Annotated in this window: 22 protein-coding genes; 13 read left to right on the top strand and 9 right to left on the bottom strand. The window is 56.2% G+C overall.

Going from position 1 to position 23,904, the window contains the following annotated elements; translation table 11 throughout:
* Positions 1-29 precede the first annotated feature (29 nt).
* The 4 genes from BXP70_RS18070 to BXP70_RS18085 all read left to right on the top strand — a co-directional run bounded on the left by BXP70_RS18070 (position 30) and on the right by BXP70_RS18085 (position 3,516).
* Entirely contained in the window at positions 30-962 is a 933-nt protein-coding gene (locus BXP70_RS18070; protein ID WP_086595521.1) for a DMT family transporter, read from the top strand.
* 206 nt (positions 963-1,168) lie between these two features.
* Positions 1,169-1,963, top strand: a complete 795-nt coding sequence (modA, locus tag BXP70_RS18075; protein ID WP_086595522.1) for a molybdate ABC transporter substrate-binding protein — start codon at positions 1,169-1,171, stop codon at positions 1,961-1,963.
* A gap of 12 nt (positions 1,964-1,975) precedes the next feature.
* Positions 1,976-2,650: a molybdate ABC transporter permease subunit gene (gene modB, locus BXP70_RS18080; protein ID WP_086595523.1), complete on the top strand. Its 675-nt coding sequence runs from the start codon at positions 1,976-1,978 to the stop codon at positions 2,648-2,650.
* Positions 2,650-3,516, top strand: coding sequence for an ABC transporter ATP-binding protein (locus BXP70_RS18085; protein ID WP_086595524.1), 867 nt, complete (start codon positions 2,650-2,652; stop codon positions 3,514-3,516). The genes modB and BXP70_RS18085 overlap by 1 nt, the downstream gene beginning before the upstream one ends.
* Before the next feature lie 90 nt (positions 3,517-3,606).
* Here the strand turns inward: BXP70_RS18085 and BXP70_RS18090 are convergent, their stop codons facing one another.
* Together BXP70_RS18090 and lpdA are read right to left on the bottom strand one after the other, a co-directional pair.
* The gene (locus BXP70_RS18090; RefSeq protein WP_086595525.1) at positions 3,607-3,801 is read right to left on the bottom strand and encodes a hypothetical protein; all 195 of its coding nucleotides are present in this window, start codon (positions 3,799-3,801) and stop codon (positions 3,607-3,609) included.
* Positions 3,802-3,891: 90 nt separating this feature from the next.
* Complete coding sequence (gene lpdA, locus BXP70_RS18095; protein ID WP_086595526.1) at positions 3,892-5,286, bottom strand: dihydrolipoyl dehydrogenase; 1,395 nt, start codon at positions 5,284-5,286, stop codon at positions 3,892-3,894.
* Positions 5,287-5,511: 225 nt separating this feature from the next.
* Here lpdA and BXP70_RS18100 point away from each other — a divergent pair, with 225 nt between their 5' ends.
* The gene (locus BXP70_RS18100) at positions 5,512-5,733 is read left to right on the top strand and encodes a hypothetical protein (RefSeq protein ID WP_086595527.1); all 222 of its coding nucleotides are present in this window, start codon (positions 5,512-5,514) and stop codon (positions 5,731-5,733) included.
* Positions 5,734-5,750: 17 nt separating this feature from the next.
* Here the strand turns inward: BXP70_RS18100 and BXP70_RS18105 are convergent, their stop codons facing one another.
* The gene (locus tag BXP70_RS18105) at positions 5,751-6,992 is read right to left on the bottom strand and encodes a geranylgeranyl reductase family protein (protein ID WP_086595528.1); all 1,242 of its coding nucleotides are present in this window, start codon (positions 6,990-6,992) and stop codon (positions 5,751-5,753) included.
* Positions 6,993-7,143: 151 nt separating this feature from the next.
* Between BXP70_RS18105 and fabG the strand changes: the two genes are divergently transcribed.
* On the top strand, positions 7,144-7,893 hold the full coding sequence (gene fabG / locus BXP70_RS18110; RefSeq protein ID WP_086595529.1) for a 3-oxoacyl-[acyl-carrier-protein] reductase: 750 nt from the start codon (positions 7,144-7,146) through the stop codon (positions 7,891-7,893).
* Positions 7,894-8,116: 223 nt separating this feature from the next.
* Positions 8,117-9,295 carry an MFS transporter gene (locus tag BXP70_RS18115; protein ID WP_086595530.1) on the top strand — a complete coding sequence of 393 codons (1,179 nt, stop codon included), beginning with the start codon at positions 8,117-8,119 and terminating at the stop codon, positions 9,293-9,295.
* Positions 9,296-9,367: 72 nt separating this feature from the next.
* On the opposite strand, the gene BXP70_RS18120 is transcribed toward BXP70_RS18115, so the two are convergent.
* Both BXP70_RS18120 and BXP70_RS18125 read right to left on the bottom strand, forming a co-directional pair.
* The gene (locus tag BXP70_RS18120) at positions 9,368-10,516 is read right to left on the bottom strand and encodes a hypothetical protein (RefSeq protein ID WP_086595531.1); all 1,149 of its coding nucleotides are present in this window, start codon (positions 10,514-10,516) and stop codon (positions 9,368-9,370) included.
* A gap of 207 nt (positions 10,517-10,723) precedes the next feature.
* Positions 10,724-11,269, bottom strand: a complete 546-nt coding sequence (locus tag BXP70_RS18125) for a hypothetical protein (protein ID WP_143436557.1) — start codon at positions 11,267-11,269, stop codon at positions 10,724-10,726.
* Positions 11,270-11,453: 184 nt separating this feature from the next.
* Between BXP70_RS18125 and BXP70_RS18130 the strand changes: the two genes are divergently transcribed.
* From BXP70_RS18130 to BXP70_RS18145, 4 genes are all read left to right on the top strand, one after another.
* Positions 11,454-13,529: a vWA domain-containing protein gene (locus BXP70_RS18130; RefSeq protein WP_245849675.1), complete on the top strand. Its 2,076-nt coding sequence runs from the start codon at positions 11,454-11,456 to the stop codon at positions 13,527-13,529.
* 116 nt (positions 13,530-13,645) lie between these two features.
* Complete coding sequence (locus BXP70_RS18135; protein WP_143436558.1) at positions 13,646-14,134, top strand: hypothetical protein; 489 nt, start codon at positions 13,646-13,648, stop codon at positions 14,132-14,134.
* Between the two features lie 160 nt (positions 14,135-14,294).
* Positions 14,295-15,053 (top strand): pseudouridine synthase, encoded by a 759-nt coding sequence (locus tag BXP70_RS18140; protein WP_086595534.1) that lies wholly within the window; start codon positions 14,295-14,297, stop codon positions 15,051-15,053.
* On the top strand, positions 15,050-16,000 hold the full coding sequence (locus BXP70_RS18145; RefSeq protein WP_086595535.1) for an alpha/beta hydrolase: 951 nt from the start codon (positions 15,050-15,052) through the stop codon (positions 15,998-16,000). Before BXP70_RS18140 ends, BXP70_RS18145 begins: the two co-directional genes overlap by 4 nt.
* A gap of 97 nt (positions 16,001-16,097) precedes the next feature.
* Here the strand turns inward: BXP70_RS18145 and BXP70_RS18150 are convergent, their stop codons facing one another.
* Positions 16,098-17,006, bottom strand: a complete 909-nt coding sequence (locus BXP70_RS18150) for a helix-turn-helix domain-containing protein (RefSeq protein ID WP_086595536.1) — start codon at positions 17,004-17,006, stop codon at positions 16,098-16,100.
* Positions 17,003-17,980 (bottom strand): NADP-dependent oxidoreductase, encoded by a 978-nt coding sequence (locus BXP70_RS18155; protein WP_086595537.1) that lies wholly within the window; start codon positions 17,978-17,980, stop codon positions 17,003-17,005. The genes BXP70_RS18150 and BXP70_RS18155 overlap by 4 nt, the downstream gene beginning before the upstream one ends.
* Positions 17,981-18,593: 613 nt before the next feature.
* Here BXP70_RS18155 and dnaK point away from each other — a divergent pair.
* Positions 18,594-20,537, top strand: coding sequence for a molecular chaperone DnaK (dnaK, locus tag BXP70_RS18160; protein WP_086595538.1), 1,944 nt, complete (start codon positions 18,594-18,596; stop codon positions 20,535-20,537).
* Positions 20,538-20,649: 112 nt separating this feature from the next.
* On the opposite strand, the gene BXP70_RS18165 is transcribed toward dnaK, so the two are convergent.
* A complete protein-coding gene (locus tag BXP70_RS18165; RefSeq protein ID WP_143436559.1) occupies positions 20,650-21,321 on the bottom strand; it encodes a hypothetical protein in 672 nt (223 codons plus the stop codon).
* Between the two features lie 46 nt (positions 21,322-21,367).
* On the opposite strand from BXP70_RS18165, the gene BXP70_RS18170 reads away from it, so the two are divergent.
* On the top strand, positions 21,368-22,516 hold the full coding sequence (locus BXP70_RS18170) for an FAD-dependent monooxygenase (protein ID WP_086595540.1): 1,149 nt from the start codon (positions 21,368-21,370) through the stop codon (positions 22,514-22,516).
* A gap of 94 nt (positions 22,517-22,610) precedes the next feature.
* On the opposite strand, the gene BXP70_RS18175 is transcribed toward BXP70_RS18170, so the two are convergent.
* Positions 22,611-23,786, bottom strand: a complete 1,176-nt coding sequence (locus BXP70_RS18175) for an endonuclease/exonuclease/phosphatase family protein (RefSeq protein ID WP_218779814.1) — start codon at positions 23,784-23,786, stop codon at positions 22,611-22,613.
* Positions 23,787-23,904: the final 118 nt, after the last annotated feature.

Below are 23,904 nucleotides of genomic sequence, written 5' to 3' on the forward strand. Positions count from 1 at the left end.
GGATGTTGCCTGCGTACCTTTGCCTTGAAATGAAAAATCCTATACGCGTCCACGCCGCCTTGTTTACAGCGGCTTTCATTTACGCAGCCAACTACAGCCTGTCGAAAGATGTAATGCCGCATTTTGCCCGGCCGTTTGGGTTGGTCACGCTGCGCGTTATCGGCGCAGCATTGTTTTTTGGTATTCTGAGCCGCTTGGTTACGCAAGACCGCATTACCGGCCGCGCCGATAACGTTCGCGCCGTTCTTTGCGGCCTGATTGGCATTGCTTCTAATCAACTGCTTTTTTTCTCGGGCCTAGAGCTTACTACGCCTATTAACGCGTCGCTGGTTCAAACAGTGTCGCCAATTGTGGTTGTACTCGCGTCGGCCGTCCTGCTCGGGGAAAAGATTACCCGTGCGCGGGCCGCGGGGATTGTGCTGGCGGGCGTAGGTGCTGCCCTCATCATCCTAGGTCGTAAAACCGGTGCTACTCCGGGCCAGGATACGCCGCTGGGCAACTTATACATTTTGCTCAATGCCACGGCGTTCGGCGTGTACCTGGTTATTGTCACCCCACTGATGCGCAAGTATCATCCGTTCACGGTTCTGGCCCGCATTTTTCTGGTGGGCGCCTTGGCGGTAGTGCCTTTCGGCTGGCGGCAGGCGGTAGCTATCGACTATGCTCACCTGCCGCTGCTCATCTGGTCCGAGATTCTGTACATGGTCATCTGCCTCACGATTCTCGCGTATTTGCTTAACAACTGGGCCCTTAAGTACGCCAGCCCCGCCCTGACGGGCGTGTACATTTACTTGCAGCCGGTACTGGCCGTTATTATTGCCGTTGGGCTCGGCAAAGACACTTTTACGCTGGAGAAAGCCTTGCAAGCGTCGCTGATTTTTCTGGGCGTATTCTTGGTAAGTCGCAAACCGAAACCTAGCCTTGCGCCCGCCAAGCCACTGGTAGCGTCGTCGCAGGACTAAGTGAACGGGCTGCTGCCGTTTGACAACAAGCGAAAAGCCGCAGCCAGAAGCAAACGTCAGCTCGTCTATTTCGTTATATAGGCAAAAGCACAACGCTCAGCCATCCTAGGTGCGGGAGCGGCGCAGTGGTCTTGCCGGGCGACGCTCTTTGCGCTGTTGGTTTTGGACTAGCTGCTTGTGGCTGTTTTTTTTGTAGTCTTCCCTTTATGTCCCGTTTATACTGGCTTTTCTTCGCGCTTTCCGGCTTGCTTTTCACGGCTTGCTCGTCGCAAGAGCACTCGCCTGCTGCCGAATCGTCGGCCCAGACGACTACACTACGGGTTGCCGCGGCCGCCGATTTGCGGTACGCCATGGATTCGCTCGTGGCGGTATTCGCGGCCCAGCACCCTAGCGTGCGCGTCGACGTGACGTATGGGTCGTCGGGCAAGTTTTACGAGCAGATTCGCCACGGCGCTCCGTTTGAGCTGTTTTTCTCCGCCGATAGCGACTATCCGCGGCAGCTGCAAGCGCAAGGTTTCGCGGCAGCGGCACCCGTGCTCTACGCCCAAGGGCAACTGGTGCTGTGGAGCAAAACGCTGGACCCAGCGCTCCGGGGTGAGCAAACGCTGCTCGACGCGCGGGTAAGAAAAATTGCCATTGCGAACCCCACACACGCGCCCTACGGCAAAAAGGCAGTGGAAATTCTACGCCATTACCAGCTCTACGACCGGGTGCAACCGCGCTTGGTGTTCGGAGAAAATATTGCCCAAGCGGCCAACTACGCCGCCACGGGTGCCGCCGATGTGGGTATACTCGCTCTGGCCCTAGCTCTTAGCCCTGCTTTGAAAGCACAAGGGCGCTATTACCTAATTCCGCAGCAAGCCTACGCGCCGCTGGAGCAGCGCTTTGTGGTGCTGAAAAGCGGGGCACAACACCCAGCTATTACCCAGTTTGTCGATTTTGTAGCCAGCGCTCCGGCTCGCTCAGTGCTGCGCACGTACGGTTTTACTCTTCCCCGCTAGCCCCTTCTCCCCTTGCAAGATTACTGGCAAACGCTGGCACTGACGTTGCGCTTGGCCACCCTCACGACCTTGCTGCTGCTGGGCATCGGCACGGCACTGGCTTACTGGCTGGCCTACACCCGCAGCCGCATCAAGCCACTGGCGGAAGTGCTCGTAGGCCTGCCGCTGGTGCTGCCGCCTACGGTGCTAGGCTTCTATTTGCTATTGGCTTTCAGTCCCGACACTGGGCTAGGGCGGTTTTTGCAGCACACGCTAGGTCTGCGACTCAACTTTACGTTCACGGGTATTCTTATTGGCTCGCTGTTGTATAGTTTGCCGTTTATGGTGCAGCCCTTGCAAGCAGGCTTCGAGCGCCTGCCTCCTTCCCTGGCTGAAGCCGCCGCCACCTTGGGCAAATCGCGCCTGACTACACTGTGGCGGGTGTTGCTACCCAACTGCAAGCCGGCGCTGCTTAGTGGCATTGTGCTCACCTTCGCGCACACCATCGGCGAGTTTGGGGTGGTGCTGATGATCGGGGGCAATATTGCCGGTCAAACCCGCGTGGCTTCCATCGCCATTTATGACGCCGTAGAAAGCCAGCATTATGCGCAAGCAAACGCCTACTCCCTCGTGCTGGTGGGCCTGGCGCTGCTGCTGCTGCTGCTGTTGTCTTGGCTTACCAAACGTCGGTCTAACTACTCCGCTTGATGCTCGATTTTCACCTGATCAAAGCGCTTCACTCGGCGGCCGGACCTGCTACACTGGACGTGCACCTAGCTATTCGGCCGGGTGAGTTTGTGGCGCTGTATGGCCCCTCGGGCGCTGGCAAAACCACGCTGCTACGCCTGCTCGCCGGCCTGACGCGCCCCGAGGCCGGCTACTTGCGGGCGGGTGAGCAGGTATGGTACGACGATAAACGCCGGGTGTGGCTTCCGCCGGCCCACCGCTCTATTGGCTTTGTGTTTCAGGATTATGCGCTGTTTCCGAACATGACGGTGCAGCAGAACTTAGCGTTTGCCTTACCGAGGCAACAGAACCAAGCAATTGTGCCGGAACTGCTCACACTAACGGGGCTTGAAGCGTTGGCGCACCGCTACCCATCACAACTTTCGGGCGGGCAGCAGCAACGCGTGGCCTTGGCGCGGGCTCTGGCGCGACGTCCGCGCCTGCTGCTGCTGGATGAGCCCCTCGCCGCCGTCGACTACCCCACGCGTCAACACCTGCAACAAGCGCTACGCCATGCCCACCATGAATTTAACCTAACCACTATTTTGGTTAGCCACGATCCGGCGGAAGTGCACGCTTTAGCCGACCGGGTTATTGAGCTAGACCTAGGTCGGGTGCGCCAAGATGGCCCACCAACGCTTCTCCCAACGCCAACTTCTATCTCGATTACTCAGGCTACAATTGTGAAAATACTGCCGGGCAACCAAGCCCGAGTGCGCCTAGCTTCCGACGGCTCTACTCTGCTAATCACCTTGCCCAACGATGGCTACCCCTACCAACCCGGCCAGTTGCTCACGCTGCGTCCTTCGGCTTGGGAGGTTTGTCCGCCTGTTGATAACAAGTTATAAGAACGCAACCTAGCAAAACGGGCGTCTTGCTTGCGGCAGCTGCACCAAAGCCAATCGGCGGGGTGCATTCACTTCGCTTTTAAAGCTGCGCTAGCTCTTTCCTAGTCCTTTTGCATACCGATACACCATCATAATCATGGCGATGGCCTGAATAGCTAGCCCAGCCAGCGCAAACAAGCCAGCGCCGCCCACGTTTTGCCGCTTCAGCAAGCCGCCAACTACGACCAAAGCAATACCAGCCAGCAGGAATAAGAACAAACGCTGGTAGGAAGGAAATTTTTCCATGGTTTAAGAGATGTCTTGTCTTCAACGAAAAGCCCTAGCATCCGGCAGCGGATGCTAGGGCTTTTTACTTGATCAAATAGCCGGAACAGACTACAAGTGAATTACTTCACCATAAGCCGCCGCCGCCGCTTCCATAATCGCTTCCGACATGGTGGGGTGCGGGTGCACAGCCTTGATGATTTCGTGGCCGGTAGTTTCGAGCTTGCGCGCTACGACTACCTCGGCAATCATCTCGGTTACGTTCGAGCCGATCATGTGGGCTCCTAGCCACTCGCCATACTTCTTATCGAAGATAACTTTCACGAAGCCGTCTTTCACGCCGCCAGCGCTGGCTTTGCCCGAGGCAGAGAAGGGGAACTTGCCCACTAGCACGTCGTAGCCTTGCTTTTTGGCTTCGGCTTCGGTGAGGCCCACCGAGGCAATTTCCGGCGACGCGTACGTGCAGCCTGGGATGTTCTGGTAGTTGAGCGGCTCGGGGTGGTGGCCGGTGATGGCTTCCACGCAAATAATACCTTCGGCCGAAGCAACGTGTGCCAATGCCGGACCGGGAATAATATCGCCAATAGCGTAGATACCGGGCACGTTGGTGCGGTAAAAGTCGTCCACAATTACGCGGCCACGCTCCGTTTTGATACCTAGCTCTTCGAGGCCAATGTTCTCGATGTTGGTTACTACACCGGCAGCCGATAGCACCACGTCACACTCAATTTGCTGGTCGCCTTGGGCAGTTTTCACCGTCACTTTGCAGCCAGGGCCGCTGGTGTCCACCTTGGTCACTTCGGCGCTGGTCATCACCTTGATCCCCATCTTGGTGAAGGATTTCTCCATTTGCTTGGAAACTTCCTCGTCTTCTACGGGTGTGATGCGGGGCAGGAATTCTACTACCGTCACTTCCGAGCCCATGGAGCGGTAGAAGTACGCAAACTCAACGCCGATGGCGCCCGAGCCTACCACCACCAAGCGCTTGGGCATTTGCTCTAGCGTCATGGCCTTGCGGTAGCCGATGATTTTCTTGTCGTCAATCGGCATAGCGGGCAGCTCGCGCGAGCGGGCGCCGGTGGCCAAGATGATGTGCTTGGCTTCCACGGTTTCTTTGCTGCCGTCGGCCTTCGTCACCTCCACTTTGCCCGGGGCGAGCAGCTTGCCCACGCCCGATACCGTTTCGATTTTATTCTTTTTGAACAGGAAGTTGATGCCTTTGCTCATGCCATCGGCCACACCGCGGCTGCGCTTGATTACTGCCCCAAAATCGTAGCTCGCGCCCTCGACCTTCAGACCGTAGTCGGCTGCATGGTTCATGTATTCAAATACTTGAGCACTCTTGAGCAGCGCTTTCGTCGGGATGCAGCCCCAGTTGAGACAGATACCGCCGAGCGACTCCCGCTCTATCACGCCTACTTTCAGCCCGAGCTGCGAGGCCCGAATAGCCGCTACGTAGCCGCCGGGGCCGCTGCCGATAACGACCAGGTCGTATTGCAATGCCATGTTACTTGTCTTGAAGAGAACAGATTAGAAAAGAAAACCGCGCCGGGCCAGGGCCGGGAGGCGCGACAAAGATAACCAGGGTTTGCTACCCACCATAACCTAGGGTTGGCGGCTATTGTTAAGGACTTGGCAAAGTAGAAATGCGAAATACTTACCCCCTTCAAACAACCGCGCTACGTAGAAAGTGCAACCCGGCTACCGGTGCCCCTTCCTGACCATACCACAATGAAACACTCTTTACTTACGCTACTTTTTGGGCTTGCTACCTTGCTGCTCACTACGCAGTGCGCCACCACCATCGAAACCGAAAAACCTAGCTTAGAGGCTCGGCGTGCCCTTCTTTCGGAAAAGCAAGAGCCCCGCGTCCGCGACTCCGTTGGTATCGACACCACCGGCGCCTCTGCTACCGCCCCAGATGCGAAGGTTTCGGCTACCGAGCAGCCGTAGCTTCTAATAACTTCTCGCTACAGCTTACCGCCAAACAGCAGCTTCAAGTAAAAGCTAGGTTGGCGCAGCCGCTCGCGCAAATCGAGGTCGACGAACATGCTTGACAGCGTCGCGGCCAAAGTGGGGTTGTTGGTGGCCCGATTCGCGATGAAATTGAATAGCCAAGGATAGTTCAGGAGCCGCTGCATGGCGTGGCTCAGGCGCAGCTCCTGCCCGAGCCGGCGGTATACGGCCGCATCATACTGGCGCAAGAAGCTAGGGGCGACATTATTTGCCGCTAGCGCTTGCGCTGCCCAATCGGCCGCGTGCCGCCCGCTGACCATCGCGTGGCTGATGCCCTCGCCGGTGAACGGATCGATGAGGGAGCCTGCGTCACCCAGGAGCATATACCCCTCGCCCGACAGTGCCCGCCGCTTCGAGCCGAGCGGCAACCCAAAACCGCGCACCGGACCTAGCCGCTCAGCCGTGGCAAAACGGTCTTTCAGCGCGGGGTGCGTGGCGAGTATTTCATGGAGCCGCTCGCGCAGATTTATTTTCTTGCTCGATACGGCCGCCGTTAGCATGCCCACCCCGACGTTGGCTTGGCCGTTAGGCAAAGGGAAAATCCAGAGGTAGCCGGGCAAAAATTCTTCGAGAAAGTGTAGTTCGATGAAGCTCGCCGGATTCAGGCCCGTTACGCCCTGGTAGTAGGTGCGCAGGCCAGCGCAGTGGTGCGCCGGCTCCAGCGCGTGCCCCGCCACCTGACGCACAAACGCCGACTGCGCACCGTTGGCAACCAGCAACAGCTTAGCCGAAATTTCTACGGCGCCATCGGTCGAAGCTAGGTTCCAACGGCCGGCAGCGGTACGCTCGTGACGCGTGATATCGACGCCTTCTAGCAGCTCAATTTCGGGGCGGCGACGCACCTCTTCAAGTAGAAAGTTGTCGAAGTCGAGGCGCTTGGCTACGTGGCCTACTACGTCGGTGCTGCCGCCGGTGGGCTTAAACGGGATACTAAGTCGGCGGCCATTGGGGGCAAAGAAGTCGATGCCCCAGGCGGGCACTTGCATGGGCGAGGCAGCTAGCTTGCCAGGCAAATCGGCGCCGATGCGGCGTAGCTCCATCACTACTTTGCCACTGAGGGCATCGCCGCAGATCTTATCCCGCGGAAAAGTGGCGCGGTCTACGAGCAGGCAACGCTGGCCGGCGTTGGCGAGGTGTAGGGCGGCCGTGGCGCCACCTGGCCCGGCCCCCAGAATGCAGATGTCGACTTCACGCATGAGTAAGAGCTGTTAGCCGGTAGCCATTAGCGGCTAGCTTCTCAAACAAAACAGCGCTGCAAGCTACGCACTTGATTGCTTTGCCCAGACTTTAGGCGAAAGCCAGCGCTAATGGCTATCGGCTAACAACTCCATTTACTACCTTCGCCGCATGACAAAACTGCTCGACGGAAAAACCGCCCTCGTCACGGGCGCTTCCAAAGGAATTGGCCGCGCAATTGCGGCGCATTTCGCTCAGCTAGGTGCCAACGTGGCGTTCACTTACCTTTCCAGCGTGGAAAAAGGCCAGCAGCTCGAACAGGAACTGGCGGCGCACGGCACTAAAATCAAGGGCTTCCGCTCCGACGCTTCCGACTACGCCCAGGCCGAAAAGCTGGTCGACGACGTGGTGGCCGAGTTTGGCAAGCTGGATATTCTGGTAAACAACGCCGGTATCACGCAAGACGGCCTGCTCATGCGCATGAGCGAGCAGCAGTGGGACCAGGTGCTGAACGTAAACCTCAAATCGGTGTTCAACCTCACCAAGGCTGCTACCAAGCCGATGATGCGCGCCAAAGCTGGCAGCATCATCAACATGACCTCGGTGGTGGGCATCAAAGGCAACGCGGGGCAGGCCAACTATGCCGCCTCGAAAGCGGGCATCATCGGCTTCACCAAGTCGGTGGCGCTGGAGCTAGGTTCGCGCAACATTCGCTGCAATGCTATTGCGCCTGGCTTCATCGAAACCGAAATGACGGGTATCCTCGACCCCAAGCAAGTGGACGAGTGGCGCAAAGCCATTCCGCTGAAGCGTGGCGGCTCGCCGGAAGACGTGGCCAAGGCTACCGCTTTCCTAGCTTCCGACGATTCGGCCTACATTACGGGCCAGGTGTTGCAGGTTGATGGCGGCATGCTGACCTAGGTTTTCTTTTTTATTTCTGAACAAGAATGCAACGTGTCGGGTTGTTAGGCCTTGGTTAAGAGGGCCTGACGGCCCGACACTTCCTTTATACAGTAGCGCGAAGCGCTGCCTCGCGCTACCGTTGAATAGGTACGCTTGCAACAACCTAGGTGCAAGTTGTTCAACGATCCGCGAGGCAGCGCTTTGCGCTACATCCCGCTACGGCTATAATCAATTTGCTTTCATGAACTCCAAACGCTCCCTCATTCCCCTCACGCTAGGCGGACTCGGCATCGGTATGACCGAATTTGTCATGATGGGTATTCTGCCGGATATCGCCCACGCCATGCACATTTCCATTCCGACGGCGGGGCACTTCATTTCGGCTTATGCCTTGGGTGTGGTGGTAGGGGCGCCGCTGCTGGTAGCTCTCACGGGCAAGCTGCCGCCCAAGCAGATCCTGGCCCTGCTGATGGGGCTGTTTGCGCTGGGAAATGCGTTATCAGTGCTGGCACCTAGCTATCATATCATGCTGCTGACGCGGTTTATTTCTGGTTTGCCGCACGGTGCATTCTTTGGTGTGGGCGCCGTAGTAGCGGGGCGCTTGGCAGCGCCGGGCAAAGAAGCGCAGGCCGTCTCCATTATGTTTGCGGGCCTTACCATTGCCAACATCATCGGCGTCCCGATTGGCACCTACCTAGGTCATAACTTCAGCTGGCGAATTCCGTTCGTGCTAATCGTGGTGGTGGCCTTACTCACGGTGGTGAGTGTGCGCCGCTTGCTCCCCGATTTGCCGGCCAAGAACACGCGCCTGCAAGATGAGTTTCACGCCTTTACTAAGCTGGAACCCTGGATGATTATTGCCATTACGGTGCTCGGCAATGGTGGCTTTTTCGCGTGGTTTAGCTACATCGTGCCGCTGTTCACGGAGGTGACGGGCTTCAGCAACAATGCCGTTACCTTCCTCATGGTGCTGGCCGGCGTCGGTATGGCACTGGGCAACTTCCTAGGTGGCTGGCTCACCGACCGCATGTCGCCGCTACGGGCTACCACGTGGCTGCTCATGGCCATGACGACGGCGCTCCTCGCTATTCCTTTAGCGGCTCATTACCAAATTCCTACTGTCCTGATGACCATCCTGACCGGTGGCCTAGCTTTCTCCACGGCAGCGCCTATCCAAATGCTCATGATCCGGGCGGCGAAGGGTTCCGAGATGCTGGCTTCCTCGCTGAGCCAATCGGGTTTCAACACCGGCAATGCCCTCGGCGCCTACCTAGGTGGTCTGCCGATTGCGGCGGGCCTAGGGTACACGTCGCCGGAGTGGGTCGGGGCGGTGATGGTAGCGGGCGGCATTCTGTTTTGCATAGCGCTGGTTCTTCGGCGGCGGAAGCAGGTGCAGCAGCCGGAGTTGGTGGCAGCCTAAGTTCCAACAAAGGCAGGAGGCTGTTTCAAGGATTCACCAAAAACAGCTTCCGCTTTGTTGATTGGTATCTCTCTACTCCGGCTTCACTTCTTTGAAACCCATCTGCTTTACTTCCTCGCTCGACAAGTTCTTCACTTCCGAAATCACGGATATATCTGATTTCTGCACCAGGTTGGTGGCTTTACTCTCAGTTGCTGCGGGTTGCGCTTGCGCAGAGGCCGTTACCTGAGAAGCTCTGGTTTGAACCTCGACGGTTTCGGCTTGCAGGCGCGTGACTTTCTTCTGCGCCGTCATTAGCTCATCTTTGAGGTTATTTACCTGCGCCCGGTACTCGTCGGCTACTACGCGCTGACTTCTTAGCATTTCCTGCATTTCGGCCACGCGATTTTTCAGCTCGTTGGCTTCGGCGCGGGCCGCGTTCAATTCGCTTTCGCGCATGCGGCGCTCCTGCTCAGCTCTGTCTACCACCATCTTCTCCTGCTGCACCTGCTGGCGCACAGCTAGCTCGCTGTTGCTGATCAGGTTGTCGCAGTTCTTGGTCATGAGCAAGTTGGTGAGGCTCACTAAGTCCACCGACACGACGTAATCCGTCTTGAACTGATCGGAGGAGTTGTACACCTTGCCGCCCGCGCTGAATACAGTGCCGCTAATGCCGGCCTCTGTATTAATTTCTTGGTAAGTGCGGCTATGCACGCTCGTTACTTTCGCCGACCGGATATAGTAGATTTTCTTCTTAATCTCCTTATCAACGTTCTTGGCGGCTCGGCAAATATCTAGGTACGGAATCGAGGTTTCGGGCACCAACACGCCGTTCACGTCCGTCAGAATGACCTCCACAATGGACGCGGTAGACGCCGCCACCGAGGCCACCATATAGCTGCCGTTCATGGCCGAAGCCGAGCTGATTTTGGAGTTGTACAGCACATCCGACAGCGTAGAACTGCGCAAAGGCGGCTCCCCCGACTTAATGTATTGCCCGATGATGCTCGCCTTGTCCTTGTCTTCTAGTAAGATAAGGCAACCCACCAAGTCTTCAATCTTGTTGCGGTACATGGCCAACCCCTTGATAAAGGTTCGGTCGGTGTAGTCGCGGGGGAAATGTGCGTTTAGCGTGGAGCCCCCATCGCTGAGCTTTACCCGCACGATGCGTTGCGCACGGGCTGGATTGTGGGCGAAAATGAAACCTAGGGTTGCTAACAGAATAAATAATACTTTTTTCATGCGCTAACTATCGGAGCCGCCTTGACCTTGGGTTCTTTGCACTAAGCAAGTTCCTGTCTACAGACAAAAATACGCAATACAAAAGCAGTTCCATAAGCCATTTGGCGGCCACCATACCCGGTTAGGAATCGCTCAATTTTCTCAATACGCTTACTAGCGAAGTTCGGAATCAAAGCGCCAGAGCCGAACCTGGCTCATTGCTATAGATTATCTTCCAAACAGCCGTTTGCGTAGCACCTCAAATCCACTAAATGAGTCATGGACATCCCAGTAAGTGACTTGCAAATCATCTCTCCGCGCTTTTTTAACCTGATAGTGGTTGCCCGCATTGCTCATCGTCATGCCATTGTCTTTAAGGTTCTCCAACAAAAGCGCTTGTATGTACTGCTTAATACTAGTTTCCTCCTCCATCTGAAGCAGCCGTTGCTTTTTAAAGACAAGCTTTACCCTAGGTTGAGGACATTGGGTACTATCCACAAACCACGCGGCGGTGAGCGGCAGCGATTCCCAATCAGGAGAGTTGCGCAGTTGTACTCGCTCCTGCTCTTGCATATACACCTTAATTATTTCATGGTGACCACCAAACTCACCGCATTCCGAATAATCAGCAGCTAGCAAGAGCGTATCGTAGCGAAGATTACCAAGCAAATGCTTGGGCGGACTGCTTGGTTTGCGTTGAGAGATGCACCTGTTTGGCAACAGTGCGCACAGACTAAGCGTTGCTAATAATAGCCTAAAACCTAGCTTCCACATACAGACAAAGACGTTAGCACTACGTTGATCCATTCATTATAATAGCACTTCAGCCCAAGATAACGACCTAGCTTTCTACACTCGCTTCGCCCGCAACTTCCTACCTTCGCCGGGGCTCCTTTGCCTGCAAGCAACTATGCAGGGCCAACTGGGGTTCTTATCGCTCTAGCTATCCAACTCGCCTTTGATTTCTGTTTCTGCTTCTCCCTGGTTTATTCTGCTGTGCCTGGCGGCGGGGGCAGGCTATGCGGCCCTGCTTTACTCGGCTAAGGCGCCGTGGAGCAAGCCCCTAAACTACGGCCTGGCGTTGCTACGCTTCTTGGTCGTCAGCTTCTTATGCTTTCTGCTGCTGTCACCTTTCGTGAAGTCGACTAGCACGACGACGGAAAAGCCCACAGTGGTGCTGGCCGTCGATAACTCGCAGTCGGTGGGGCTGTTCACGCCGCCCGCTGTGCTTAGCCAGGCCAGTACCGGTCTGCAACAGCTAGCAACCACCTTGCGCGGCCGGGGCTTCAACGTGGAAACCCGCACTCTCGACCCGAACGCCCGCACCTCCCGGCCCGATTCGCTACGCTTTCAGGTGCCGGCTACGGACTTGAACGGCCTGCTCTCGGGCGTGCAGGAAGCTTATGATGGGCGCAACCTCGCTGGCGTAGTGCTGGTGTCAGATGGCATTGTGAACCAGGGCCAGTCGCCGGTATATTCGCAGTTCAACTTCCCGATCTATAGTGTAGCCGTAGGCGACACCGTGCCTAAAAAGGACCTGAGTTTGCCAGCGCTTACCTACAACCGCGTAGCCTTCAGCGGCAACCGCTTCCCGATTGAAGCTGAAATTGGCTATGATGGTTTTAGCGGTGGGGTGGCCACGGTACAGTTGCGGGAGAAGGGCCGCGTGCTCGAAACCAAGCGCGTGACCCTAGCTCCGAATCAGCGGCGCCAAAAAACAACCTTTTTAATTACGGCGCCCGCGCCCGGTAAGCGCCGCTACGAGGTGGTGATTGAGAAGCAGCCTGGCGAGTTTACAACGCTTAACAACAGCAAGTTTGCCTACGTAGAAGTAGTGAAAGGTAAACTCCGGGTGCTCTTAGCCGGCGCTGCTCCCCATCCCGATTTGAAGGCGCTGCGGGCCGCTATCCTGCAAAACGACAACTTCGACCTAGTTTCGTATTTGCCGGGCATTGCGCCGCTCAAAGCGCAGGACTACGACGTAGCCATCTTGCACCAGATTCCGGCGCGTGGTGGCGCGGGCGCCGAAGTGCTGGCCCAAATTCGCACCAAGCGTACTCCGGCCTTTTACATCCTAGGTGCGCAGTCGGACCTGAACGCGTACAACACCCTAGGTTCGGGCCTCACCATCACGCCCCGCGGCACCCAGACCGACGACGTGACGCCCGTACCGAATCCTGCGTTTTCGCGCTTCACGTTCGAAGAAGAGGCCCTACGGCGCTTTGCCGCATACCCGCCCGCAGCCGTACCCTTCGGCGACCTGCGCCTAGGGGGCGGTGCCGAAGCCGCGCTGTTTCAGCAAGTGGGTAAGGTAAGCACGCAGAAGCCCTTGCTGGTTCTTGGTGGCCTACCAACGCAAAAGCAGGCAACGCTGCTCACCGATGGCAGCTGGCAGTGGCGTCTGCAAGAAGCCGCTGACCACGACGACCGCCCCGAAGCGTATGACCGCATGATCATTCGCACGCTGCAACTGTTGACCCAAAATGCCAACAAGAAGCGCCTCGACGTCTATCCCACCCAGGATGCCTTCACCACTGCCGACGACGTGACGTTCGGGGCCGAAACCTACAACGCCATTTTTGAGCGCATCTACGGCCAGCAGATCAGCCTCACGCTTACCGACGAAAAAAACAAGACCCGCACCTTCAGCTACACCACCGGCGAAGATGGTGCTCCGCTGCACCTAGGTTCGCTGCCCGGTGGCCTCTACCGCTACCAAGCTCGCGCCACGCTCGGCGGCCAAGCCCAGCAAGATCGGGGCGAGCTGCTGGTCCAGGAACAGCAACTCGAAGCCCTCGATGCCCGTGCCAACCACAACCTGCTCTACCAGCTCAGTCGTCGCAACAATTCGCGGCTGTATTATCCGAGCCAATTTGCCCAGCTCACGCAGGATATTCAAAAAGCCGACTACAAGCCGGTGCTTTACAGCCAAGAAGACCTGAAGGATCTTATCAACCTCAAATGGTTGTTCTTCCTCCTGCTGGCGCTGATAACCACCGAATGGGCCACCCGGAAGTATTCAGGCGGCATCTGATCAATTCTTTGGCTGCTATTTTTGCGTGGTACGCGCTAAGCCATGCTTACCAGCATTGCATGGTGGCGCGCTTTTACATTCGCTGCCTCGGCTCTACTCTTAGTTTATTGCACACCATGAAATTTGCTCCGCTCTTCCTGCTGCTTGGGTCTACCCTATTGACTAGCTGTAATTCATCGGAGCGGCAATCGAAAGCTGCTGTTTCTGAATACGTCAGCAGCGGCCTAGGTGAACCCGGCTACTATCGACCCGAGAAGTTTACCTTTCGCCCCTTCAGCCGCAAAGACTCCGTCGCTTACGCAGCCAAACTCGCGGAACTCACGGCTGCCGCCGATACAGTAACGTTTCGCGATGAGGCGGGCCACATACTACCCCACACAGCCACTGTTGCTTCCCGCCAAGCGCAACCCTCGGAAAAGCTAGCCACCGACACAACGCACATTGCCACCTACGTGTACCATACTTACCGCGAGCAAAGCAAAACGGGTCGTACCACGCGCGATAGTGGCGAGTTTATCGTGTACCCGAATGGCAACGTGGTATCGGCAGTACCGCGCCGCGTCCTTGAAGTTCGCCTAAAGCAACTACAAGCGCGAAAGCAGTAACATTAGGCAAACGTAGAAGTGAGCGGCTAGAACGCGTGGAGTGCGTTCTATGTATGTTGAGCGCCGAAATCCAAGCTCCCACAGCGCAAATGGCAGGTCAGCTGACTCCTGTTGACTTGTTCCTCTCCGTTCTTAGTTTTTACCTCTAATTTCTAAATCAATGCGCTACGTTCTCGTCAACAAACCGTTTGAAGTTCTTACCCAATTCACCGACGAGAATGGCCGGACCACCCTCAAGGAATTTGTAGCAGTGCCCGGCATTTACCCCGTTGGCCGCTTGGATTACGACAGCGAAGGCCTCGTACTGCTCACCGACGACAAGCCCTTGCAGCACCGGCTGTCGGAGCCGCGTTTTAAGGTGCCCAAAACGTACCTAGCTCAGGTAGAAGGCGAGCCGACGGAAGAAGCGCTGGAAAAGCTACGTCGCGGCGTGCAAATCAAAGACGGCTTCACGACACCCGCGCAAGTGGAACTGCTGGCCGAAGCGCCCACTCTTTGGGAGCGGAGCAAACCCATTCGCTTTCGGGCCAACATCCCAACCTCTTGGCTGAGCATTACCATTTCGCAGGGCATGAACCGGCAAGTGCGCAAAATGACGGCGGCGGTAGGCTTCCCCACCCTGCGGCTCGTGCGCAGCCAGATTGCACACCTAGGTATCGAAAACTTGGCACCCGGCCAGTGGCGCGAACTCACGGCGGAAGAAGTAAAAAAGCTAAAAGCAGCTTTTTCGGCTACTAAAATGCCAGATCAGCGGCCTGCACTCACGAAAAAGGGCGCAGCTGACGTTCCTTCCGCTGAGCAGCCTGCCGCCCGCAAACCAGTTGGAGGACGCCCAACAAGTCCCAAAACTTCCGGCAGCCAACCCGGTTCTGGTAATCGGCCGCCGCGTGGCAACCCCACTGCTCGCCGACCTCGATGAAATTACGTTTTCCGCTTACCGCTGGTGCTCTTTTCCTGTTTGCCTCCGCCAATGTGCTCGCTTTTTGCCATGCCTGGAACTTCACGCATTTTTCCACTGAGCTAAAGCCGCGCACCGATCAGCCCGAGGAGTTGTCCCGCTTCGACCGGCTGAAAGTATTGCTCACGGGCGTCGAGAACCCCAAGCCGGTAAACCAGATTTACCCCGCGTTTCCGTACGAAACCATCGAGCTAGCTAGCCCCAATGGTCGTCTGGAAGCGTGGTACAGTGCATTGCCCGAGGCCAAGGGCTGCGTGGCGTTGTTCCACGGCTACACGGGCAACAAGGACAAGCTACTGACCGAAGCCGACAACTTCCGCCAGCTAGGTTACTCGGTTCTGCTCGTTGATTTTGCGGGCAATGGTGGCTCCGATGGCAACCAGTGCACCGTGGGCTACCGCGAAGCCTTCGACGTGGCGGCGGCCTTTCACTTCTTGCACCAGCAAACGCCCACCACGCCGGTGTGCCTTTATGGCATTTCGATGGGCGCAGTAGCCATTCTGCGGGCCCAAAGCGAACTGGGTATCAAGCCAACGGCCAGCATCATTGAGTGCCCTTACGGCAGCCTGCTCGAAACCACGCAGATCCGTTTTCATTCTATGGGCGTGCCTGACTTTCCCCTGGCCAACCTGCTGGTGTTCTGGGGGGGCGTACAGAATGGTTTTTGGCCCTTCAAGATGAATTCGCGGGAGTTTGCCCGGCGCGTTACGGCTCCTACCCTGCTCCTTTACGGCCTCGACGATGCCCGCGTGACGCGCCAAGAAACAGACGAAATCTTCGACGCCCTAGGCGGCCCGAAGGATCGGCATTACTTCGTGGGAGTTGGCCACGAGCCGTATCATGTTCTCTACCCGAAGGTTTGGCGTGATAGGATTAACGGGTTTTTGGGGCAGTATGCCACGTTGTAGTGCCAAGCTCCTGCTTGACGCTACAGGAGGGCATCCCACAACCGAGGAAGTCTGGAGTATCATGCCCGGTTGGCAACACGGGCTTCGCTCTACCTTCTTAATTAAAAGAAGTCCTAAATTCTAGCGGTGACAGTTTCGTTTTGGCTTTGAATAGCTTGCTGAACGACTGTAAGTGTTCAAAACCTAGCTCGTACGCAATTTCGCTCACGGTGAGGCTCGTCGTCGATAATCTTTCCTTGGCCTTTTCGATCAGCTTGGCGTGAATGTGCTGCTGGGTGTTCTGCCCGGTCAATACGCGCAGCAGGCTGCTCAGATACTTAGGCGAGAGGTGCAAGTGTTCGGCAACGTAACGCACGGTTGGTAAGCCTTTCTCCACCAAGTCTTGGCTGTTGAAATATGCGTGGAGCAGAGTTTCTACCCGTTCGAGCACCTGATGATTGGTTTTTTCCCGGGTAATAAATTGGCGGTGATAAAACCGGTCGGCATAATTCAGCAAGCTTTCGATCTGCGAAACGATAATAGGCTTGCTGAACTTATCAATATTGGCCTCATACTCCTCCTGAATAGCGAGGACAATAGCCATGATGGTGGCCTCTTCCTTGGCAGAAAGGAATAATGATTCGTTGAGCGCGTAATCCCAGAAATCGTACTGCTTGATGGTTGTAGCCAGCGGCGTATTCCAGATAAAATCAGGGTGGATGTAGAGCACCCACCCTGATTTTTCTATATCCTCGTCTTGATTGACCGCCGCGATGCTGAATACCTGCCGGGGCGCCATAAAGGACATGATGCCTGCATCGAAGTCGAACGGCTGCTGCCCGTACGTGGCCTTGACGTTGCGCATTCGTTTGACCGAAAGTGTGTAAAAGTCTAAGAGCAAATTGGTTGGCTCTTCGGCGTGCAGGGGTCCTACCGTCCCAACATTCACCACGCTAAGCAACGGGTGCTGGGGCTTCGGCAAGCCGCGGTAGGCATGGAAGTCGCTTATCGTCTTGAAATGCCTCATGCTTGCTCGGCTTCTTTTCGAATTTCCAGTATCAACTTGCCCCGCACGTGCCGGGTTTCGCTTTCGCGGTGAGCATCGGCCACCTGCTCCAGCGGATATACCCGGCTAACGACTACCTGTACCTGGCCTGCATCAATTAGCTGGGCCATTTCGGTTAGCCACTCCTGCCGGGGCTGGTTATTCGACAGTTTACCGGTAGCGTGCTTGGCGGCCAGGGCGGCTTGCACTGCCTCATTAAACGGAAAATCCAGATTGACGCTAACAAAGATACCGCCTTCCTTCAGCACGGCCACCGTGCGCAGGCGCTCCGCGTTGTCGCGCAGCGGCGAGGCTTCCAGCACCATATCTACACTCTGAGCTAGCTCCGTCATTTGCTGATTCCGGTAGTCCAGCGCTTCATCAGCACCTAACTGTCGGAGGTATTCTAGGTTGCTGGCCGAGGCCGTGCCGATGACATAGGCGCCTTTAGCTTTGGCAAACTGCACGGCCAAGCTACCTACCCCACCCGCGGCGCCTTGAATGAGGACGCGTTGCCCAGCCTGCAGTTGGCCATCTTCGAAGAGAGCCGTCCAGGCCGTGAGGCCGGCCAGCGGCACGCCCGCCGCTTCGTTGAAGCTGATGCTTTTGGGCTTATGGGCAAACTGGTTGGCTTTGGCTGCGCAATATTCCGCGTAGCTACCAGCGCTGGGGAAACTAGGTTCGCCGTACACCGCGTCCCCTTTTTGAAACTCCGTTACCGCGCTACCCACTTCCTCCACAATGCCGGCCGCATCCCAACCTAGGATCATGGGCAACGTCAGGTAGGGCCGCAGCACGTCGTTGCCACCCTCCCGTACTACCCAGTCGGCTGGGTTTACGCCACTGGCATATACCTTAACTAAGATTTCATCAGCTGCCGGCACTGGGCGCGCTACGTTCTCTTCTACTTGCAAAACTTCCGGGCCGCCAAAGGCATGAATTCTTACCGCTTTCATAAAGAGCTATTTCGGTTGGTTGATGATGCAAAGGTCACCGCTGCTGGGAAGGCAGATTGAGCCGAAATGCCCTTTGTGTTAGCCAAAACGGCTAAGCCTACTAGTTGCTCTATGTGGCGTGCTCAGCATCTGCGCGGCGCGGCCGGATTTGCAATCAGGTTGCGGGGAGGTGGGGATTTGTAATCCCCACCTCCCCGCAACGTGGGCAGCTACGTTTGAATGACAACTCTAACGGCGCGCACGGGCGGATTGCAAATCCGCAGCTCCAACGACCGGATTGCAAATCCGGCCGTGCGCTGATAAGCCGAGTTAAAAATCGTGCTGGATGGCAACGAGCAACAGCGCCAGTGTCGTGCAACGATGTGCTATACCTAGGCTTAGCGCTACAGTACAGGTCATAATTAAGCCGTCTTGGCAGTTATCCTTGGGCAGTTTTCCCTCGTAAAAGTCAGTCCGACCGAAAAAGTAACTGGCAGCGGATCGTTATTGACAATCTGTCACGAAAAAAGCCTAAAAACGGCCCTGGTACGCTGCTTGTCATTATCCCAGCGTGCGTGATTCGCACACTTTGAAACTGACATTTCCTCTCTAATTATAAACTGTAACCATTCACATGGGAAAGATAATCGGTATTGACCTCGGCACCACCAACTCGTGCGTCGCCGTTATGGAAGGCAACGAGCCAGTGGTGATTCCGAATAGCGAAGGTCGTCGCACGACTCCCTCGATTGTGGCGTTCCTCGATAATGGTAAAGGCGAACGTAAAGTCGGTGACCCGGCAAAGCGTCAGGCCATTACCAACCCTACGAATACAATCCAGTCGATTAAGCGCTTCATGGGCCGTAGCTTCGGCGAAGTGGGCGAAGAAACCAAGCACGTGTCGTACGATGTGGTGCGCGGTTCCAACAACACCGTAGCGGTTCAAATCGGCGACCGTCAATATACGCCTCAAGAGATTTCAGCTATGGTGCTTCAGAAAATGAAGCAAACCGCTGAAGACTACCTAGGTACTACTGTAACCGAAGCCGTTATTACGGTTCCGGCTTACTTCAACGATGCCCAGCGCCAAGCTACCAAAGAAGCTGGTGCTATTGCGGGCCTCGACGTGAAGCGTATCATCAACGAGCCTACTGCTGCTGCCCTAGCCTACGGCTTAGATAAGCAGCACAAAGATCAGAAAATCGCCGTGTACGACCTAGGTGGTGGTACCTTCGATATCTCGATTCTGGAGCTAGGTGATGGCGTGTTTGAAGTACTGAGCACCAACGGTGACACGCACCTAGGTGGCGACGACTTCGACCAAGTGATCATCAACTTCCTGGCGGAGACATTCTCTTCGGAAAACGAAGGCCTCGACCTGCGCAAAGACCCTATGGCCCTACAGCGCTTGAAAGAAGCTGCTGAAAAGGCTAAAGTGGAGCTTTCTAGCTCGAACGAGACGGAAATCAACCTGCCCTACGTGACGGCTACCGCTTCGGGTCCGAAGCACTTGGTGGTAAAACTGAGCCGTGCTAAGTTCGAGCAACTTGCTGACAACCTAGTTCGTCGCTCGATGGAGCCCTGCAAAAAGGCGCTGCAAGACGCTGGCCTAAGCACGTCGGATATCGACGAAGTAATCTTGGTAGGTGGTTCGACGCGTATCCCCCGCATCCAGGAAGAAGTAGAAAAGTTCTTCGGCAAGAAGCCTTCGAAAGGTGTAAACCCTGACGAAGTAGTTGCCGTGGGTGCTGCCATCCAAGGTGGTGTACTGACTGGTGAAGTAAAAGACGTTCTGCTGCTCGACGTGACCCCGCTTTCGCTGGGTATCGAAACGATGGGCGGCGTGATGACTAAGCTCATCGAGTCGAACACGACGATTCCAACCAAGAAATCGGAGACGTTCTCGACGGCTTCCGACAACCAGCCTTCGGTAGAGATTCACGTGTTGCAAGGCGAGCGTCCGTTGGCTAGCCAGAACCGCACGATTGGCCGCTTCCACTTGTCGGACATTCCACCAGCACCCCGTGGCGTTCCGCAAATCGAAGTAACCTTCGACATCGACGCCAACGGTATCCTGCACGTATCGGCCAAAGACAAAGGCACGGGCAAAGAGCAAAAGATCCGGATCGAAGCTTCGTCGGGCTTGTCTGATGCTGACATCGAGCGGATGCGCAACGAGGCGAAAGCCAACGAGCAAGCTGACAAAGAGGAAAAAGAGCGCATTGAGAAAGTAAACGCTGCCGACTCGATGATCTTCCAAACCGAGAAGCAGCTGAAAGAGTACGGCGACAAGCTGAGCGCTGGCAACAAAACCGCCATCGAAAATGCCCTTGCTGACTTGCGCAAAGCGCACGAAAGCAAAGATCTAGGTCAGATCAGCACGGCCATGGATGCTATCAACGCAGCTTGGCAGACGGCTTCGACCGAGATGTACAACGCTACCCAAGGTGGTGCCGAAGGCCAGCCTGGTGCTGACGGCTTCGGTGGTCAGCCTGGTGGTGCCGGCAACGGCCAGCAAGGCCAGCCCGCCGGCCACGACAACGTGACCGACGTTGATTACGAAGAAGTAGGCAAATAATTGCTGCTTAGCATACTAAAAAGGCCCGGAAGCTAGCTTCCGGGCCTTTTTGTGTTTTCTATCCAATCGAACGTCATTGCTGCCGCTGGTCGAGATGACGTTCGTCTCTGCTCTATTTCCACACTTCATCTGGATTGAACCCTTCCAAGTAGCGCTTCGACGCCTTCACACTATGGCGCGTCTTTTTGACTTGATCCTGATCAATTCTCCCCTCCGACACCTCCTGTGTGCCAGTGAGCAAGTTGGTGCTAGTAGTGCTGATATCTCCGTTGGCGCGGTCAACCACCACTTCATCCACGCCGATGAGCCGCATTCGATTTGTGCTAGGCTCGTAGCGGAAGCGCGTGGTCGTGTTCCAAGCTTGGCGCGAGCCGCCTTCCTGGTAAATAACGACCACACCTTTCTTCACATTGACGTCGGGGAAGCCTCCTGCGGGGCCACTCAGCGCGCCGTAACAACTTTTGCAGTAAACAACCTTATTGGAAGCACCCACTCGTTTCCAAGTGCCATCGGGTTGTGCCAAAAGCACTACCAAAGCACGTTCGTCGCCGGAATTTTCCTGCTGAGCAACTTTCTTTTCATTCAACATTAATACCCTGTCTGGGCGCTGGTCAGCATTGAGGTCTGCCGTGAGTTGCTTCTCTACTAGCCAGCCACTAGGCACAAAGCTCGTTGGCAGCGGGCCGGTTATAGGAATGCGTTGCAAGTTGAGGGCGCGAGGCGCGTCTGGGTCCTGTGGCGCATGCAAAAGCATAGCAGCTAGGAGAATGGGGAATGATAGCATAGCACGAAGTTGTTGCTAAAGTTACAGCACTCTTTAGTTCTCCTCTATGCACTTTCTCATTATCGGCGCGGGCATCAATGGGCTTACCACGGCGCGGGCACTGCTCAACCTAGGTCATACAGTGCAGGTGTTCGAGGCGGCCCGCGAGCTGCGCGAAATTGGGGCTGGTGTGGTGCTGGGCGCCAACGCCATGCGGGCACTTCAGCAGCTAGGTTTATACGAAACAGTGCAAGCGTACACGCAGCCGGTTAAGGGCTTGCGCCTGCTCGACCACCAAGGCCGCGCATTGCAAACAGCCGATACAGAGCCATTTACCCGCAAGCTAGGTTTCGATAACGTTGGCATCCACCGCGCCGATTTACAGAAGGCGCTACTCAGTGAACTGCCATCTACCATTGTGCACCTAGGGAAGCCGTTTGTGCGCTTCGAAGAAAAAGACCACCAAGTCACGGCGCACTTTGCCGACGGCTCCACCGCTACCGGCGATGCCCTGCTGGCGGCCGATGGTATCCGCTCGCGGGTGCGTTTGCAGCTGCTCCCGCAAAGCCAGCCGCGCTACGCGGGCTACACCTGTTGGCGGGCCGTGGTCGATGCTGCTAGCTTAGGCTTGCCGCCTGGCAACTCCACCGAAATCTGGGGGACGCGCGGCCGGCGTTTCGGCTACGTGCCGCTGGTAGACGGACGCGTGTATTGGTTTGCTTGCGTCAACACGCCCACTCCGAATGATCCGGTTTTCAAAAACCTACACAAGCCTGAAGTAGAGCAACTCTTTGCCGACCTCCCCTATCCCGCACCCGCGCTACTGGCCCATACGCCCGCCGATGCCTACTTGTGGGGCGATATTCTGGATATCAAACCCATTCGCCGCTTTGCCTACGGGCGTGTGCTACTGCTCGGCGACGCGGCCCACGCTACGACGCCGAACCTAGGTCAGGGCGCGGGCCAAGCAGTGGAGGATGCAGCTATCCTGGCTAGGTGCTTGGAGCAAAACGCAGAGCTGCCTGCTGCATTCCGCGAGTTTGAGCGGCGACGAAGGCCTCGGACTACCCGCATTGTGCAAACCTCCTGGTTTTTAGGCTGGGCTTCACAGATCAAGAATCCGTTCATCTATCAGCTTCGCAACACTGTGATGCGTTTGTTGCCAGCGGCAGTGGCCCAGTGGCAGATGGCCTTTCTGTACGAAGCCGACGACTAAGTATTATTCCTGGTATTATGCAGAAGCGGCCCTAGCTATCTAAGTAGCTAGGGCCGCTTCTGCATAATACCAGGAATGGCAGATGTTACTCTACTCACTTGGTGCTTTTTGTAGACGTAATACCTTGATTTGCAGACTTTTGCTGCTCACGCTCTTCTTCGGCTTCTTCCTCAAAGCCACTGGCAATTTTCTCTTCCACTTCTTCCTCATCAGCTGCATCGGGCTTTTCGGCATTCAACGATTGCTTGGCCTTGGCTTGCGGTTCGTAGCTGAGACGGATGAAGATGGGAAAGTGGTCGGAGCCAATGTAGGGCAGCCGCTGAATATCTTTCACTTTGAAATGCGCCGAGTGAAAAATATGGTCGAGCGGCCAGCGCAATAGGCTGTATTCGGCGTGGAAAGTAGGCAGCAAGCCACGGCCAATGCGCGGATCTAAGAGCCCACTGATGCGCCGAAACAGTTCCGAAGTGTGCGACCACGCCACGTCGTTCATGTCGCCAGCCACAATGGTGGGCTCGTCGGAATATTCAATCTCACGGCCGACGAGTAGCAATTCGGCGTCGCGGCGGGTACTCGTTTTGCTTTCGGCGGGTGCGGGTGGCTTCGGGTGCAGGCAGTGCAGGCGCACCAGTTCGCCCGAGGGCAGCACGACACGACTATGGAACGACGGAATATCATCGTCGATTAAGAAGCGAACCTGCGGCTCTACAAGCTCCAACCGCGAAAAAACCAGCAGCCCGTAGGTGTTCGGCAAGGGTCTTAGGGCAGTGTATGGATAGCGAGCTTTCAATACTTCCAGCTGATCTAGCCACCACTGATCGGTTTCGACGGCTAACACGATGTCGGGGTCGTAATCCTGAATGACGCGCAAGCAGCGGCCCGCGTCGCGGTTGGTCATCAGCACATTCGTTACCAGAATACTGATTTCCCGTTGTCGCGCGGCCTTGCTGCCGTCGAGCTTGCTATCTTCCACTTGTTTCGGCCGCAGCGGCGTGTACGGCAGGATACGGAAGAGCTGGTAGCCAGAGGCTATCACTAGCAATGCGAGCAATACGACGCCTGCTGGCCAGTGGTGAACACCTAGCAGCCAGGCAGCTAGGGCACTGCCCAGGGATACGCCCACAATTTGTAGGCGAGGAAAATCGAACACGCGGATCCACCACGCTTGTTGGCGAAGCAGAGGCAATAAGGTAGCCACTAGTGCCATTACGCCGACGAGCAGCGTTAAGCACCGGGCTAGCAATAGCCAGGTGAAGTCAAGTTTGGACACAGATCAAGGAACGTGTAGGGTCAGGGAGAGAAGAGGAGAGTATAGCTTTGTACGTAGCAGCTCCTTCCGCAGTTAAGCTGCAAACATAGTATTTTCCAGTTCTGCCGACGGGCAATCC

The organism is Hymenobacter crusticola (assembly GCF_002154225.1).
Classification (GTDB): domain Bacteria; phylum Bacteroidota; class Bacteroidia; order Cytophagales; family Hymenobacteraceae; genus Hymenobacter; species Hymenobacter crusticola.